9 protein-coding genes, 1 tRNA gene and 1 other RNA gene are annotated in these 15,391 nt (G+C 63.0%); 4 read left to right on the forward strand and 7 right to left on the reverse strand.

Annotated features, from left to right (window positions below):
• Positions 1-697: 697 nt before the first annotated feature.
• The 4 genes from P1P91_RS09335 to P1P91_RS09350 all read right to left on the reverse strand — a co-directional run bounded on the left by P1P91_RS09335 (position 698) and on the right by P1P91_RS09350 (position 3,318).
• Positions 698-1,987, reverse strand: coding sequence for a site-specific integrase (locus tag P1P91_RS09335; protein ID WP_311882177.1), 1,290 nt, complete (start codon positions 1,985-1,987; stop codon positions 698-700).
• A gap of 77 nt (positions 1,988-2,064) precedes the next feature.
• Positions 2,065-2,161, reverse strand: an RNA gene (ffs, locus tag P1P91_RS09340) — signal recognition particle sRNA small type.
• 42 nt (positions 2,162-2,203) lie between these two features.
• Positions 2,204-2,280: transfer RNA gene (locus tag P1P91_RS09345), tRNA-Met, on the reverse strand.
• 81 nt (positions 2,281-2,361) lie between these two features.
• Entirely contained in the window at positions 2,362-3,318 is a 957-nt protein-coding gene (locus tag P1P91_RS09350; protein WP_311882178.1) for a choline ABC transporter substrate-binding protein, read from the reverse strand.
• 185 nt (positions 3,319-3,503) lie between these two features.
• On the opposite strand from P1P91_RS09350, the gene betI reads away from it, so the two are divergent.
• From betI to P1P91_RS09370, 4 genes are all read left to right on the forward strand, one after another.
• Positions 3,504-4,142: a transcriptional regulator BetI gene (gene betI, locus P1P91_RS09355; protein ID WP_311882179.1), complete on the forward strand. Its 639-nt coding sequence runs from the start codon at positions 3,504-3,506 to the stop codon at positions 4,140-4,142.
• Positions 4,132-5,601, forward strand: coding sequence for a betaine-aldehyde dehydrogenase (gene betB / locus P1P91_RS09360; RefSeq protein WP_311882182.1), 1,470 nt, complete (start codon positions 4,132-4,134; stop codon positions 5,599-5,601). Before betI ends, betB begins: the two co-directional genes overlap by 11 nt.
• Positions 5,602-5,621: 20 nt before the next feature.
• Entirely contained in the window at positions 5,622-7,322 is a 1,701-nt protein-coding gene (gene betA / locus P1P91_RS09365) for a choline dehydrogenase (RefSeq protein WP_311882185.1), read from the forward strand.
• 288 nt (positions 7,323-7,610) lie between these two features.
• Positions 7,611-10,070 carry an acyl-CoA dehydrogenase gene (locus P1P91_RS09370; protein ID WP_311882187.1) on the forward strand — a complete coding sequence of 820 codons (2,460 nt, stop codon included), beginning with the start codon at positions 7,611-7,613 and terminating at the stop codon, positions 10,068-10,070.
• A 107-nt stretch (positions 10,071-10,177) separates the two neighbouring features.
• On the opposite strand, the gene glpK is transcribed toward P1P91_RS09370, so the two are convergent.
• The 3 genes from glpK to P1P91_RS09385 all read right to left on the reverse strand — a co-directional run bounded on the left by glpK (position 10,178) and on the right by P1P91_RS09385 (position 15,251).
• Positions 10,178-11,671: a glycerol kinase GlpK gene (gene glpK, locus P1P91_RS09375; RefSeq protein WP_311882188.1), complete on the reverse strand. Its 1,494-nt coding sequence runs from the start codon at positions 11,669-11,671 to the stop codon at positions 10,178-10,180.
• A 54-nt stretch (positions 11,672-11,725) separates the two neighbouring features.
• On the reverse strand, positions 11,726-13,576 hold the full coding sequence (locus tag P1P91_RS09380) for an SLC13 family permease (RefSeq protein WP_311882190.1): 1,851 nt from the start codon (positions 13,574-13,576) through the stop codon (positions 11,726-11,728).
• Between the two features lie 151 nt (positions 13,577-13,727).
• On the reverse strand, positions 13,728-15,251 hold the full coding sequence (locus P1P91_RS09385) for a coiled-coil domain-containing protein (RefSeq protein WP_311882191.1): 1,524 nt from the start codon (positions 15,249-15,251) through the stop codon (positions 13,728-13,730).
• Between the last annotated feature and the right edge of the window lie 140 nt (positions 15,252-15,391).

Below are 15,391 nucleotides of genomic sequence, written 5' to 3' on the forward strand. Positions count from 1 at the left end.
TTCTCAACTACATTTCATTAAAAGAAACCGTGTAACCAACGCCCCAAAAAAGAGATCGCATGACATGAGCCATCAATTCATCAAATATTCACCATACCGATTATTGAGAGCCACTTAACATTGTCTCTTACACACGCACTTCTAACCCCCAGCGCAAGATCAGTGGGCAATATATATGAGGCCTATGATATGAAATCTCCATCAGCTAGTGTGTATTCCATCACATACCATAAAGAACCTTTCTCCCGATTGACTTAATAAAGTGCAAAAAGGATGCAGAATATATATGAAGATAAAATGTAAACGCCATTCACTCACTTGCGAAATAGCAGCGTGCACCCTTGAACCAACCGTCTCCATAAAAGAGACTGCGATCACGAATATCGAAAATTACACAACGCGTGATGAGCGCCAACGTCACGTTTAACGCGAATACAACCAGACTAACCAAAATCCCAATACTGTCAACCGGGTTAACAAAAATTCTTTAAAACCATGCTAGCCCTGCGCCTTCAACACTCGACTCATACAAAAACAAAAAAATTCCACATCAGAATTTTTCTACTATGCCGACGACAACACTCCCATCCCGCTAAAAATTATAAAATTATTACCAGACCATTCATTACACATCAGCATACAACAAAAGCAAATACTCACTCACACCTCATCACCCTAAAAAACAGTGACTGGAATATCAATCAATACTTCTTATCAACCCTATCGCCGACTTTAGAACATCAGGCTCGTATTCTTTTCCATATCGCGTATTTGTAATTCCGCCAGTGGTATGCCCTAACACCCCACCAATTTGATTCTCTGAAACTCCTTTTTGCTTCAGTTCATTAGCTATCGTATGACGAAAACTATGAAAATCCTTCTTACCCCTTCCTCTTTGTTCTATACCAAGCTTATCCCGCAGACGACCAAACCACTTAGAGGGAGTCGCAGAGTACCCATGCTTTTCGCTCCACCTCAGATTAAAAACACGGGACTGATCCGGCAAAGAAGATACATACTCGACAAACCCCATCTTTAAAAGGTCGTGATGAATCGGTATCACGCGTTCAGCTGAATGATTCTTTAGTCTCTGGTCTGGTTTTCTCTCTCGGACATGAATACAGGCAATGCCATCAATGATCTTCACATCTTCTTTGTAAAGCTGGCATATCTCATTGAGGCGAAATGCACCATAGTAGCCAAGGTGAGGAATCCAATACTTCCACCCCTCTTGCTGTTTGACTTCAAAGAAAATTCTTCCAATTTCCTCTTCAGTGAACTCATCTCGATAACTATTCACTTTACGCTTGAGCTTGATCTTCATCCCTGAAAATGGATTTCTGGTGATCAACTCCATGGCGACAGCATGCTCGAAGACGGTCACAAGGTTCTTAACATAATTGTTATAAGTCGTTATCGAGATCGTCTTGTCAGCCGTCTCGATAAGCATATCAAGCGTCAGGTGGGGCTTTTGTGTCAGTGTTCGCGTTGCAAGCGGAGGGAGCTGCAGAACCGTATCTCTGAACTGCTTGACAGTCTCAATGGTGTAGTCAGTGATAGGAAGGTCACCAACGATACGAATGAGTAGGTCAACGACGGCTTGTTTATCATCCAGCGTCTTCAATGAGACACCTTCGAGCCTTTGTTGCTGCCTGTAACCTTCTAGAACCTCGGAAAGGCGTTTCGCTGGAGCATGAGGAATAACGATATTCTGGGACGATGCCAGATGGCTCTCGGGCAGGCTCGCGAGGGGGCTAGAGCCGTTGAGCTGGGCATCAGGGAGAGCACGACCGATCAGTTCGGACGCTTCTATCAGCAAGCTGGAGGCCTTCAGGATAGCTTCACGCTTTGAGCGTGTCCGCAAGGATCGCTTGATGACCTTCTTGCCGATACGCTGCTGAGCATAGGTAGGTACGACGATGCGAAAGTACCAGATGCCATGGCGCGAGCGGATAAGGTAGGCAGGCGTTTTAGAAGAATTTCCCACGAGTTTGTCCCCCCAATTTGTCCCACTGGGAGGTCAGCCGAAGGAAAAACCCTTTAAAAACAACAAGTTGGAGGCGGCCCCAAAAGCCGCATCCCGGCACACGCGTCCACCACTACCGTTGCTCCCTTCCGGGCCTGGCGGGGTTTGCAGTTTGGCGTTGCGGGAGGACCTGAGGGGCCACCATCGCCGCAGGCTGGCGCCTGCGCTTGTTCGCCGTGGTGGCTACGCCCTGATTCGAACAGGGGACCCCATCATTATGAGTGATGTGCTCTAACCAACTGAGCTACGTAGCCTTTTCGCCATCAGCGGGGCAGCATTATGCCCGCAGATAACGGCAAAGGCAAGCCTTTTTTCCTGCCTTTGCCGCCGGTGGCTTATTCGCCGGGCAAGTCCAGCGCGGCGCGTACGGCAGGCGCGCCCGGTTCGCCGTCCACGGTGGTCACGCCGTCAAGCCAGTCGTCGAGCACCTCGTCGTTGGCCTTCAGGTAGGCATGGGCAGCGTCCCGGGGATTTTCGCCCTCGTCCATGATGCTGGCCATCAGCCGGTTTTCCATTTCCAGGGTGAACTCAAGGTTATCCAGCAGCGTACCAACGTTGGGACACTCGTCCACGTAGCCGGCGCGAGCGTTGGTGTACACCGTGGCGCCGCCGAAGTCAGGGCCGAAATAGTCATCGGCGCCGGACAGGTAGGCCATGTCGAAGTTGGAGTTCATCGGGTGCGGCTCCCAGCCCAGAAACACCATCCACTTTTCCTTGGGCGTGCGCGCCTTGAGCTCGGAAAGCATGCCCGCTTCGCTGGAGTCCACCAGCTGCCAGCCGTCCAGGCCGTAGGCGCCATCGTCGATCATGTCCTGGATCATCTGGTTGCCGTCGTTGCCGGCCTCGATGCCGTGGATGCGGGAGTCGAACTTGTCCGAATGGTCGGCCAGGTCGGTTACCGACGTCACGCCGGCGTCATGCACGTACTGGGGCACGGCCAGGGTGTACTTGGCGCCTTCAAGGTTGGCCTCCAGCCGCTCGACGCTGCCGCCGTCGACGTAGCGGTCGCTGATGGTGGCCATGGTCGGCATCCAGTTGCCCAAAAACACGTCGAAGTCGTTGTTCTTCATGCCCGAGTAGGCAATCGGCACGGACACGGTATCCACCCGGGTGTCATAGCCCAGCCCTTCCAGCACTTCGGTGGTAAGCGCGGTGGTGGCGGTAATGTCGGTCCAGCCGACTTCGGCAAAGCGCACGGTGTCGCACTGCTGAGCCAGCGCCGTTGTCGGCACGCCGGCGGCGAGCGTCAGGGCGGCGACCCAGCGCAAGGATGAGGGGGCAGAGAAGCTCATGGTATTCCTCCGGATACATTATTGATTGAACGTTCAATAAAAAAATGTCACGCTGCACAGGTAATCACGCCTTCAGGCGGGTTTCAAGGGCAAGGCACCAGGCCATGGCGCCCCAGCGCCGCTCGGCGATGGCATAATCGGCCGTTTTAGCGTGTCCTGTTCAACCAGTTTCGGGAGAGAACGCCGTGCCCAAGGTAGGTATCGAGCCGCTACGCCGCCGGCAGCTGATCAGCGCCACCATGAGCGCCATTGACGAAGTGGGGCTCGCCGACGCCACCATCCTGCGCATCGCCCGCCGAGCGGGGGTATCCGCGGGCATCATCAGCCACTATTTCGGCGGCAAGGACGGCCTTCTGGAAGCCACCATGCGCCAGATCCTCACCGATCTGGGCAACGCCGTGGGCGAGCACCGGCGCGAGCTTGACGACAGCTCCCCCCGGGCCTGCCTCGGCGCGGTGATCGAGGGCAACTTCGACCGCACCCAGGTCACCGGCCCTGCCGCCAAGACCTGGCTGGCGTTCTGGACGAGCAGCATGCACAAGCCCGATCTGGCGCGGCTGCAAAACGTCAACGATCGCCGACTGTACGCCAACCTGTGCTTTCATTTCTCCCGGGTAATGCCCCGGGCCGAAGCGCGGGACGCCGCTCGCGGCCTGGCGGCAATGATCGACGGCCTCTGGCTGCGCGGCGCGCTCACCCCCGAAGGGCTCGACGCCGAAGGCGCTCGGCGCCTGGCCTTTGCCTGCCTTGACCAGCTGTTGGCCCAACACGGCGACGCAGCGACTTCCCCGTCCGCCGCCACAGGAGAGACTTATGGTTCATGATATTCAGCCGCTCTATATCAACGGCCGCACCGTCGCCGCCACCTCGGGCGACACCTTTGACGTGACCAACCCCTTCGACGCCAGCCGGCTGGCAAGCGTCGGCCAGGCAAGCGAGGACGACGTGGACACAGCGGTCGCCAGCGCCGTTCAGGGCCAGAAAACCTGGGCTGCCATGACCGGCATGGAGCGCGGCCGAGTGCTCAACCGCGCCGCCGCCATGCTGCGCGAGCAAAACGACGCCCTGGCCGAGCTGGAAACCCGCAACACCGGCAGGCCGCTGAGCGAAACCACCGAGGTGGACGTTCAGACCGGCGCCGATGCCCTGGAATATTACGCCGGCCTGGCGCCCGCGCTGGAAGGCAGCCAGATTCCGCTGCGCGAAAGCTCCTTTATCTATACCCGCCGCGAACCGCTGGGCGTGATCGGCGCCATCGGCGCCTGGAACTATCCGCTGCAGATCGCCTGCTGGAAGGCCGCCCCGGCACTGGCCGCGGGCAACGCGGTGGTGTTCAAGCCCAGCGAAGTGACCCCGCTGACCGCCATGAAGCTGGCCGAGATTCTCACCACCGCCGGGCTGCCCGACGGCGTGTTCAACGTGGTGCAAGGCGACGGCCGCGTGGGCCGGATGCTTACCGGTCACCCGCACATCGCCAAGATCACTTTCACCGGCGAAGCCGGCACCGGCCGCCAGGTCATGGCCGCCGCCGGCGGCTCCACGCTGAAGGACGTCACCATGGAGCTTGGCGGCAAGTCACCCCTGCTGGTATTTGCCGACGCCGACCTGGAGCGCGCCGCCGACGCCGCGATGATGGCCAACTTCTACTCCAGCGGCCAGGTGTGCACCAACGGCACTCGGGTGTTCGTCGAGCGCTCGGTGAAAGACGCGTTCGAAGACAAGCTGCTTGAGCGCGTGGCGCGCATCCGCGCCGGCGACCCGCTGGATCCCGACGTCAACTTCGGCCCGCTGGTGAGCTTTGAGCATCAGCGGAAAGTGCTTTCCTACATCGCCCTGGGCCGGGAAGAAGGCGCCCGCGTGCTGACCGGCGACGACGCGGCCTTTACCCGGGGGACCTTTGCCCGCGGCGCCTGGGCTGCCCCCACCATATTCACCGACTGCCGCGACGACATGCGCATCGTGCGCGAGGAAATCTTCGGCCCGGTGATGTCGCTGCTCGCCTTTGACGACGAAGACGAAGCCGTTCGTCGAGCCAACGACACCGACTACGGCCTGGCCGCCGGGGTGTTCAGCGAGAGCCTCAACCGCGCCCACCGCGTCATCCATCAGCTGGAAGCCGGCATCTGCTGGATCAACACCTGGGGCGACTCCCCTGCCGAAATGCCCGTGGGCGGCTACAAGCGCTCCGGCATCGGCCGGGAAAACGGCCTCGAGACCCTGGGCCACTATACCCAGACCAAGTCGGTCCAGGTCGAGATGGGCCCCTTTGAGTCGGCGTTCTAACAGGCCTTGAGGAGATTGCCATGTCCCCAACACGCGAATTCGACTACGTCATCATCGGCGCCGGCTCGGCGGGCAACGTGCTCGCCGCGCGGCTGACCGAAGACAGCGACGTCACCGTGCTGCTGCTTGAAGCCGGCGGCCCCGACTACCGGCTGGACTTTCGCACCCAGATGCCCGCCGCGCTTGCCTACCCGCTGCAGGGCACGCGCAACAACTGGGCCTTTCATACCGATCCCGAGCCACACATGGGCGGCCGGCGCATGGAGTGCGGGCGCGGCAAGGGGCTCGGCGGCTCCTCGCTGATCAACGGCATGTGCTACATCCGCGGCAACGCCCTGGACTACGACGGCTGGGCCAAGCGCCAAGGGCTCGAAGACTGGGACTACCTGAGCTGTTTGCCCTACTTCAAAAAGGCCGAGCGGCGGGATATCGGCGCCAACGACTACCACGGCGGCGACGGTCCCATCGACGTGGCCACGCCCAAACCGGGCAACAACCCGCTTTACCGCACCTTTATCGACGCCGGCGTACAGGCCGGCTACGCCGAGACCGACGACGTCAACGGCTACCGCCAGGAAGGCTTTGGTCCCATGGACCGCTTCGTCACGCCCCGGGGGCGGCGCGCCTCTACCGCCCGGGGGTATCTGGATACCGCCAAACAGCGCGACAACCTCACCGTGGAAACCCACGCGCTGACCGACGTCATCGAGTTTGACGGCAAACGCGCCGTGGGCGTGCGCTACGCGCGCAAGGGCAAGCCGCAGCGGGTGCGCGCCCGCCGCGAGGTGCTGCTGTGCGCCGGGGCCATCGCCTCGCCGCAGATTCTCCAGCGCTCGGGCGTGGGCGATCCGGCGCTTCTCGGACGCTTCGGCATAGCCCCGGTACACGCCCTTCCCGGCGTGGGCGAAAACCTCCAGGACCATCTGGAAATGTATCTGCAGTACGAGTGCAAAAAGCCTATTTCGCTCTACCCGGCGCTCAAGTGGTACAACCAGCCCAAGATCGGCGCCCAGTGGCTGTTTGCCGGCACCGGCATCGGCGCGAGCAACCAGTTCGAGGCCTGCGCCTTCATTCGCACCAGCGAAGACGAGGCCTGGCCCAACCTGCAGTATCATTTCCTGCCCATTGCCATCAGCTACAACGGCAAGAGCGCGGTGCAGGCTCACGGCTTCCAGGCCCACGTGGGCTCCATGCGCTCGGAAAGCCGCGGCCGGGTGCAGCTGACGTCAACAGACCCCGGCGCCGCGCCCAGCATTCTGTTCAACTACATGGCCACGGAAAAGGACTGGCAGGAGTTTCGCGACGGCATCCGCCTGACCCGGGAGATCATCGGCCAGCCGGCGTTCGACGCCTACCGCGGCCGGGAGGTCGCGCCCGGGGCGGAAGCCCAGAGCGACGCCGAGCTGGATGCCTTCATCCGCGATAACGCCGAAACCGCCTACCACCCCTGCGGCACCTGCCGCATGGGCGAGGATGAGCTGGCGGTAACCGACGGCCAGGGCCGGGTGCACGGCGTTGACGGCCTGCGCGTGGTGGACGCCTCGCTGTTCCCGGTGATCCCCACCGGCAATCTCAACGCGCCGACGATCATGCTGGCGGAAAAAATCGCCGACCGGGTTCGCGACCGCGAGCCGCTGCCCCGCAGCGAAGTGCCCTACTACGTGGCGGGGCAGTCCACCGCCGACGAAGCGGAAAAGGCCAGGGCGACGCCCTCTGCTTGACGCCCCTGCCCGAGGCGACGCCGAACCGGCGGCAAACGCCGGCGGGGACACCGCCAACGATGAACAAGCGCTGCGGCTCGCCCGCAGCGCTTTTTTGTGCGCCAAGGGTTTCAGCGATACATTGAACGGGCCCCGGATGGATAGCCGGACAAGGATGAGGGTTGCGCCGGCGGTGCAGAGTCTGCCACTATCCAAACAGGCATCCAAACGACTGTTTGAATCCGCCATCAAGCCCGATAGAAACCATTGAGACTGGCGTCTTGCCCGGGCGCCGTCAGGAGAACAACCATGCTCACCCTGCTGTTGATCGTGCTGGCCGTGGCCGGCCTGCTGGTGGCGATGCGCCGCGAAGCCGGCGCCGGAGCGGCGCTGCTGGCCACCGGCATCCCCGGCCTGCTGGGCCTTGGTCTGGGCGCGCCGGTGATCGGCGTGCTGCTATTGATCGTCGCGGCGGCCATTGCCGTGGCCGGCCTGCCGGCGCTGCGCCGGCTGTGGCTGACGCCGCGGCTGTTTGCCCTGTTCCAAAAGGTGGCGCCCAGGGTATCCGACACCGAGCGCACGGCGCTGGAATCCGGCACCCTGTCCTGGGACGGCGAGCTTTTCACCGGCCGCCCCCGGTGGGAGTCGCTGCTCGGCTACGCCGACAACGGCCTGACCGAGGCCGAGCAGGCCTTTCTCGACGTGCAATGCGGCAAAGCCGCCGGCATGTGCAACGCCTGGGACATCACCCGGGAGCGCGCCGACCTGCCTCGTGAACTCTGGGACTATCTGAAAAAGGAAGGCTTTTTCGGGATGATCATTCCCGAGTCCTACGGCGGGCTGGGCTTTTCCGCCAAGGCTCAGTCCATGGTGCTGCAAAAGCTCGCCGTCAACGAAACCCTGATGGTGACCGTGGGCGTGCCCAACTCCCTGGGGCCGGGCGAGCTGCTGCTGAAATACGGCACCGAAGCGCAGAAAAACCATTACCTGCCCAGGCTTGCCGACGGCCGGGAAATCCCCTGCTTTGGCCTCACCGGTCCCCGGGCGGGCTCGGACGCCACCTCGCTGCCGGACACCGGCATCGTCTGCCGGCAGACCGTTGACGGCGAAGACGTGCTGGGCGTGCGGCTGAACTTCGAAAAGCGCTGGATTACGCTCGCCCCCATCGCCACCGTCGTTGGCCTCGCCTTCCGCCTGTTCGACCCGGACGGCCTTTTGGGCGACGAAGAAGACCGCGGCATTACGCTTGCGCTGATCCCTCGGGAAACCGAGGGCATGGAAATCGGCCGGCGCCACGTGCCCATCGGCAGCCCGTTCTTGAACGGCCCGATCAAGGGCCGGGACGTCTTCGTGCCGCTCTCCACCATTATCGGCGGCGAGGCGATGATCGGTGAAGGCTGGCGCATGCTGGTGGAGTGCCTGGCCATCGGCCGCTGCGTCACCCTGCCCTCGGGGGCAGCGGGCACGGCGCGCTACGCCCTGGGCTGGAGCGGCGGCTTTACCCGTATCCGCCGCCAGTTCAACGTCCCGGTAGCGGAAATGGAAGGAGTCCAGGAGCCGCTGGCGCGCATGGCCTCCATGACCTACATCGCCAAGGCCGCGGTGTATCAGACGGCCAACCTTATCGACCACGGCGAAAAGCCCGCGGTGCCCTCGGCGATCCTGAAAAGCCAGCTCACCGAATTCCAGCGCGCGCTGCTCGGCGACGCCATGGACGTTCACGGCGGCAAGGCGGTCACCCTGGGGCCGCGCAACTATCTGGGCATCGGCTATAGCGCCAACCCGGTGGCCATCACCGTGGAAGGCGCCAATATCATGACTCGCAACCTGATGATCTTCGGTCAGGGGGTCATCCGCTGCCACCCTTACGTGCTCGACGAGCTGGCGGCGAAGGAAGCCGGCGACGCCCGCGCCTTCGACAGCGCGTTTTTCGGCCATGCCGGGCTGGTGTTCGGCAACGCCGCCCGAGCGTTCACCCTGGGGCTCGGGCTTGGCAAGCCCGCCGTCCCCTTCACCGGCCCCGCCCGTGAATACGCTCAGGATATCTCACGCCTTGCCGCCGGTTTCGGCCTCTGCGCCGACGCCGCCATGGCGAGTCTGGGCTCGGCGCTGAAAAAGCGCGAAATGATCTCCGCGCGGCTGGGCGACGTGCTCTCCAACCTCTATCTGGCCTCGATGGTGCTCAAGCACTGGGAAGCCGGGAGCAAGGTCGAGGGCGAAGAGGCGCTTTTGCATTACAGCTGCCGCTTTTTGCTCCAGCGCGCCGAGCAGGCGTTCATGGAGTTTTTCGATAACCTGCCCAACCGGTCGCTGGGCAAGGCCCTGAAGCTTCTGGCCATGCCCGCCGGCCGGCGCTTCAGCAAGCCCCAGGACGACCTGGCGCGGGATATCGCCAAGCGCGTGTCGACCCACTCGGCGCTGCGCACGCACCTGCTGGAAAACACCTGGGACCAGGACGACGGCGATCAGCCCAATCCGCTGGCAGCCTACAACGCCCTGCTGGCTGACTACGACCGCGCCGAGGCGCTTTACCGCACGCTCAACAAGGCCTACGCCAAGGGCGAGCTGCCCGAGACCGCGCTGCACCCCGAGCAGCGGGTGGAAGCCGGCCTAGAAAAAGGCCTGATCAGCGCCGAGGACGCGCAGTTCATGCGCGGCTTTGAGGCCGAAGTGCTCGAGCTTCTCACCGTGGACGACTTCGCCTTTGACGAGCTGGCAAGCGACAAGGACAAGGTGATCTACCATGCCGGCCAGGCGCCCTCCGCCTGACCCGGCACGTGCCGTCCCCAACAATACCGGCTCTTCTCAGCCTCGGCCCTGGCGCCGGGGCTTTTTTGTGGCGCCTGCCCCGGCGCGGCAAACGCGCCGCTCGGGCGTCAGGACGAGCGCACCCGCGCCACGGCGTCCAGCCAGCCCTGATAGAGCGTCTCGCGCTGCTCTTGCGCCATGGTCGGCGCAAAGCTTGTCTCGCAGCGCCAAAGCTCGCTGACCTCCTCCAGGCTCTGGTACCAGCCAAGCCTGAGCCCGGCGAGAAAGGCCGCGCCCAGCGCGGTGGTTTCCAATACTTCGGGGCGATCCACCTGCACGCCCAGCATGTCGGCGAGAAACTGCATGACCCAGCTGTTGCTGACCATGCCGCCGTCCACCCGCAGCGTGCCGGGCGGCGCCCGCATGTCGTCGTGCATGCAGCGCTGCAGATCTCGGGTCTGGTAGCACACCGCCTGCAGCCCGGCGGTGACGATCTCGGCAATACCGGTATCCCGGGTCAGGCCGAAAATCGCCCCGCGCGCCTTGGGGTCCCAGTACGGCGCGCCCAGCCCGGTAAACGCCGGCACCAGGTAGACGCTGTGGCCGCGGCGGGTTCGCCGGGCGAGCGCTTCGGTCTCGGCGGCGTCCTCAAACAGCCTGAGCCCGTCGCGCAGCCACTGCATGGTGGCGCCGGCAACGAAGATGCTGCCCTCCATGGCAAAGGTGGGCACGCCGTTCAGGCGGTAGGCCACGGTGGTCAGCAAGCGGTTGCGCGAGCGCGCCGGCTCCTCGCCGGTGTTGACCACCATGAAACAGCCGGTGCCGTAGGTGCTCTTGGCCATGCCCGGACTGAAGCAAGCCTGGCCGATCAGCGCAGCCTGCTGATCCCCGGCCACGCCGGCAATGGGCAGCTCGCGGCCAAACCAGCGTGGGTCCACGGTGCCGAAATCGTCGCTTGAGTCCAGCACCTCGGGAAGCAGGCCGGCGGGAATGTCAAACAGCGCCAGCAGCGCGTCGTCCCACTGCTGGTCATGGATATTGAAAAGCGCAGTGCGCGAGGCGTTGGTGGCGTCGGTGACGTGGCGACGCCCGCCGGTCAGCCGCCAGACAAGGAAGGTATCCACGGTGCCGAAGGCCAGCTCGCCGCGCTCGGCACGCTCGCGGGCACCGTCGACGTTGTCCAGAAGCCAGGCAAGCTTGGTGGCGGAGAAATACGGGTCGATCAAAAGCCCGGTGCGCGCCTGGACGGTCTCGTTGTGGCCGGCGTCGCGCAGGCTCTGACAGTGCTCGGCGGTACGCCGGTCCTGCCACACGATGGCGTTGTACAGCGGCTCGCCGGTGGTTCGGTCCCACAAAAGCGCGGTCTCGCGCTGGTTGGTAATGCCCAGCCCCGGCACCTGCTCAAGGAGCGCGCTGCTTGCGGGCAGCGTTTCCAGCACCTCGCGGCAGGTGGCAAGCACCCCCTCCCAGATTTCCTCGGGGTCGTGCTCGATCCAGCCGTCCTGAGGATAGTGCTGGGTAAACGCCTGCTGAGCCATGCCGGCCACCCGACCGTCGCGGTCGAACAGCATCGCCCGGGTGCTGGTGGTGCCCTGATCCACGGCAAGCATATACGACGCCATGACGTTTCTCCTTTGTGGGACGATGTTGTTGATCGAGCGCTGCTTGCCCCAATCCTACAGCGGCCAGCGCCATAAAATCACGGGAATGGCCACCGCCATCACCACAAGCGAAAGCGGCAGCCCCAGCTTCCAGTAGTCGCCGAAGCGATACCCCCCCGGCCCCAGCACCAGCGTATTGGACTGGTGTCCGATGGGCGTCAGAAAGGCGCAGGACGCGCTCACCGCCACGACCATCAAAAACGGGTCCAGCGAAGCGTCCAGGCCGTTGGCCAGACTTGCCCCGATGGGCGCCATCAACAGCGCCGCCGCAGCGTTGTTGACCACGTTGGAAAGCAGCATCGACACCACGAACAGCCCCGTCAGGGTCACCACCGCCGGCCACTGGCTGCCGATCTGTAACAGGGCATCGGCGATCAGCTCGGCGCCGCCGCTGCTATCCAGCGCCTTGCCCACCGGCAGCATCGCCCCCAGCAGCACGATCACCGGGCCGTCGAGGGCCTGGTAGCCGTCGCGCAGCGGCAGTACCCCTGCCAGCAGGGTAACCACCGCCGCGCCCGAAAGCGCTACCGCTGCCGGCGCGAGGTCCAGCAGCATCACCCCAATGGCCAGGGCAAATACGCCCAGCGAAAGCGCCATCTTGCGCGGCTGGCCGAACGTCAGCTCGCGGTTGGCCAGCGGCAGGCAGCCAAGCGTCGCCAGGCTCTCCTTCATTTCCCTTTCGCTGCCCTGAAGCAGCAGCACGTCGCCGGCCTGAAAGCGAATATCGCGCAGGCGCTGCCTGAGCCGGGTGCCGTCCCGGGCCACGGCCACCAGGTGCAATCCGAACTGGTGGTGCAGGCGCAGCTGGCGCACGCTGCGGTGAGACATCATCGAGTCGTTGCGCACCACGGCCTCGACCAGCTGCAGGCCTTCGATATTCACGCCGCGCGAGGTCGCTTTCTTGCCCGACGCCGAGCTTTTCTCTTCCTCGGCGCTGTCTTCTCCTGCCTCGCCCGGCTCGCTGACCACGCTCAGCCCGACCTTGTCCTCCAGCAGCTTGAGCTCCTCGGGGGCTGCTTCCAGCAGCAGGATATCGCCGGGCTGGAGGGTGCCGTAGAACGCGTAGCCGGCGCGGCGCTTGTCATCGCGCACCACGGCCAGCACCGGAATCGCCTCGTCGATTTCCTGGCGCAGCTGCTGCAGCGTCAGGCCGTTGGCCCTGGCGTCTTCACTGACCTTGAGCTCGGCGAGATAGCTTGCGGTATCGAACATGTCGGCGCTTGAGGCCTTTCCGGCGCGCCGGGGCGTCAGCCGCCAGCCCACCAGCACGATGAACCCAAGCCCGGCCAGCGCCACCGCCACGCCGACCGGGGAGAAGCTGAACAGGCCGAAGTTTTCTCCGGTGAGGTTGCCCCTATAGCTGGCGATGATGATGTTGGGCGGCGTGCCGATCAGCGTGGTCAGCCCACCCAGCAGCGAGCCGAACGCCAGCGGCATCAGCAAAAGCGACGGCGAGGTGTCGTGCTCCCGGGCCAGCCGCAGCGCCACGGGCAGCAGCAGCGCCAGCGCGCCGACGTTGTTCATCACCCCGGAAAGCACCACGACCGTGCCCACCAGCACCGTCAGCTGCACAATCAGCCGGTTACCGGCTTTCAGCACCTGTTCGGCAATCAGGTTGACGATGCCGGCGCGCTCAAAGCCACGGCTGAGCACCAGCACCGCCGCGACGGTGATTACCGCCGGGTGGCCGAATCCGGTAAAGGCCTCGTCGGCGGGCACCAGTCCCAGCGCCACCGAGGCCAGCAGCGCACACAGCGCCACCAGGTCGTAACGCAAACGGCCCCACATGAAGGCGCCAAGCGTAAGCCCCAGAATGATAAACGCCAGGGTGCTTGGCGCCACGTCAAAGGGTATTGCCTCTATCATCCGGACTCCTGTCAGCGTCGGAAAGCGTCATGAAATCAGCCGGCCGTGCCCGCGGGCAATAAAAAAAACGGGTATCTGTGGCTGACAGATACCCGTTCGGCTCGGTTGCCAACTAGCCTAGGGCCGATAGTTCACGACCGCCAGCAAGGCTTCAGGCGCTTTTTTCCTGGTTGTCGCTCTTGTTCTGACCGTCGCCGGACTTCTCCTTGTCCTGCTTGTCGCTCCGGCCCTGCTTGTCGCTTTTATCCTGACTGTTGCCGGACGTCTGCTTCTCCTGCTTCTGGGCGTCCTGGTCCTGCTCGACGTCCTTGCCCTGCTTATCCTCCTTGTCGCTCTTGTCCTTTTTACCGTCGCTCTTGCCCTTGCCGGCGTTTTCACCCTCATCGCCGCCGGCCGCTTCAAAGCTTACGTTCTTGGACTGTTCTGACTGCTTCTTTTTCCCCTCGCCTTTTTGATCGGCGCCTTTTTTGTCGCTGTCCTTCCTGTCGGCCTTGTCAGCGCTCTGCTGATCGCCGGGCTCGCCGCTGCTGTCGGCCAGGCGCTGCTCCAGCGCGCCCAGGTCGCCGCGCCACTGGTCCAGCTGTTTTTGCAGGCTCTCCAGCTGTCCCTGGCGCTCGCTGATGCCGCTGTTGACGCTGTTCAGCTTGTCGCTGCCGCTGGCAAGCGATGAGGTCAGCTCTTGAAGGCGGCTGCGGGTATCCTCAAGCTCCTCGGTGCGCTTGTTGCGCTTCTCTTCCAGGGTGTCCACTTCGTCCTGCAAGGCCTGGACGTCTTTACGCATGTCGTCGCGCTTCTGGGTCAGCTCGTCACGCTCCCGAGATGCACTTGCGACCTTCTGGCGCACGTCGTCCAGTTCGCTTTCGGCGCTGTCGATGTCGTCATTCAGGCTTTGCAAACGCTTTTCCGCCTGCTGGCGCTCCTCGACGGCCTGCTGGCGCTCGTCTTCGGCTTTCTGGCGGGCCTTTTCGGCTTTCTGGCGAGCTTCCTCGGCCTTTTGACGCGCCTCTTCGGCTTCGTCGCGCGCCGCTACCGCCTCTTGCTGCGCGGATTTGATCTGCTCTTCCTGCTCGCTAAGCTCGGAAAGCTCCTGCTCGCTGTCGCGGACCTTCTGGTTGAGGGAGTCGAGCTTTTTCTGCTGCTCATCGCGCTCGCTTTGCTGCTCCTTCAGCGTGGCCTCGACGCTTTCGATCTCGCTGCGGGTATCGGCAAGCGTGGCCTCGGCCTGCTGCTGCTCCTGCTTCAGCGAGTCAATGCGCTCTTCCAGCTCGGCAATATTGCGCTCGGCCTTTTGCTGTTCGGAAAGCTCGTCGTTGAGCTGCCGGTTTTCCTGTTGGGTATCGGCCAGCTTTTCTTCCAGATTTTCGATGCGGTCCGCCCGGGAGCCGGCGCTGGACTGGGCAATGATCGCCCAGACCACGGCAATGGCGGCAATACCGGCAATCGCCTTGACGCGGTTGTCCTTCATCAGCGCGCCCGCCGACGGCTTGGGCGTGCTGCCGCGTCCGGGCGGCGTGCCTCGACCGCCGTTACCGTTACCGCCACCCTTGCTGCCCCGGGCATTTTCCGGCTTGGTGCCTTCCTGCTTGCTGTTTTCCGGCTGACTGCCTTCCGGACGCTTGTCTTTCGTGCTTTTATCTTCCGGACGGTTATCTTCTGGGCGATTGTCGTCTGCCATGATGGAGTCCCCTTCGCGTTGACGCGGTCAAGAAAGCGTGCTGAATGTTGAGTTACCGTGGCTGGTTGACACGATGGCGCCATAAACGGCCAGTGCCGAAAGTATCCTACCTTAACAGCATACACGCCGAGGCGCGCCTG

Source organism: Halomonas piscis, assembly GCF_031886125.1.
Taxonomy (GTDB): Bacteria; Pseudomonadota; Gammaproteobacteria; order Pseudomonadales; family Halomonadaceae; genus Vreelandella; species Vreelandella piscis.

Coding starts and splice junctions, on each gene's coding strand:
- glpK (WP_311882188.1), bottom strand. CDS start 11,671: ATGGCGTCGTATATGCTTGCCGTGGATCAGGGCACCACCAGCACCCGG.
- P1P91_RS09380 (WP_311882190.1), bottom strand. CDS start 13,576: ATGATAGAGGCAATACCCTTTGACGTGGCGCCAAGCACCCTGGCGTTT.
- P1P91_RS09385 (WP_311882191.1), bottom strand. CDS start 15,251: ATGGCAGACGACAATCGCCCAGAAGATAACCGTCCGGAAGATAAAAGC.
- betB (WP_311882182.1), top strand. CDS start 4,132: ATGGTTCATGATATTCAGCCGCTCTATATCAACGGCCGCACCGTCGCC.
- P1P91_RS09370 (WP_311882187.1), top strand. CDS start 7,611: ATGCTCACCCTGCTGTTGATCGTGCTGGCCGTGGCCGGCCTGCTGGTG.
- betA (WP_311882185.1), top strand. CDS start 5,622: ATGTCCCCAACACGCGAATTCGACTACGTCATCATCGGCGCCGGCTCG.
- P1P91_RS09350 (WP_311882178.1), bottom strand. CDS start 3,318: ATGAGCTTCTCTGCCCCCTCATCCTTGCGCTGGGTCGCCGCCCTGACG.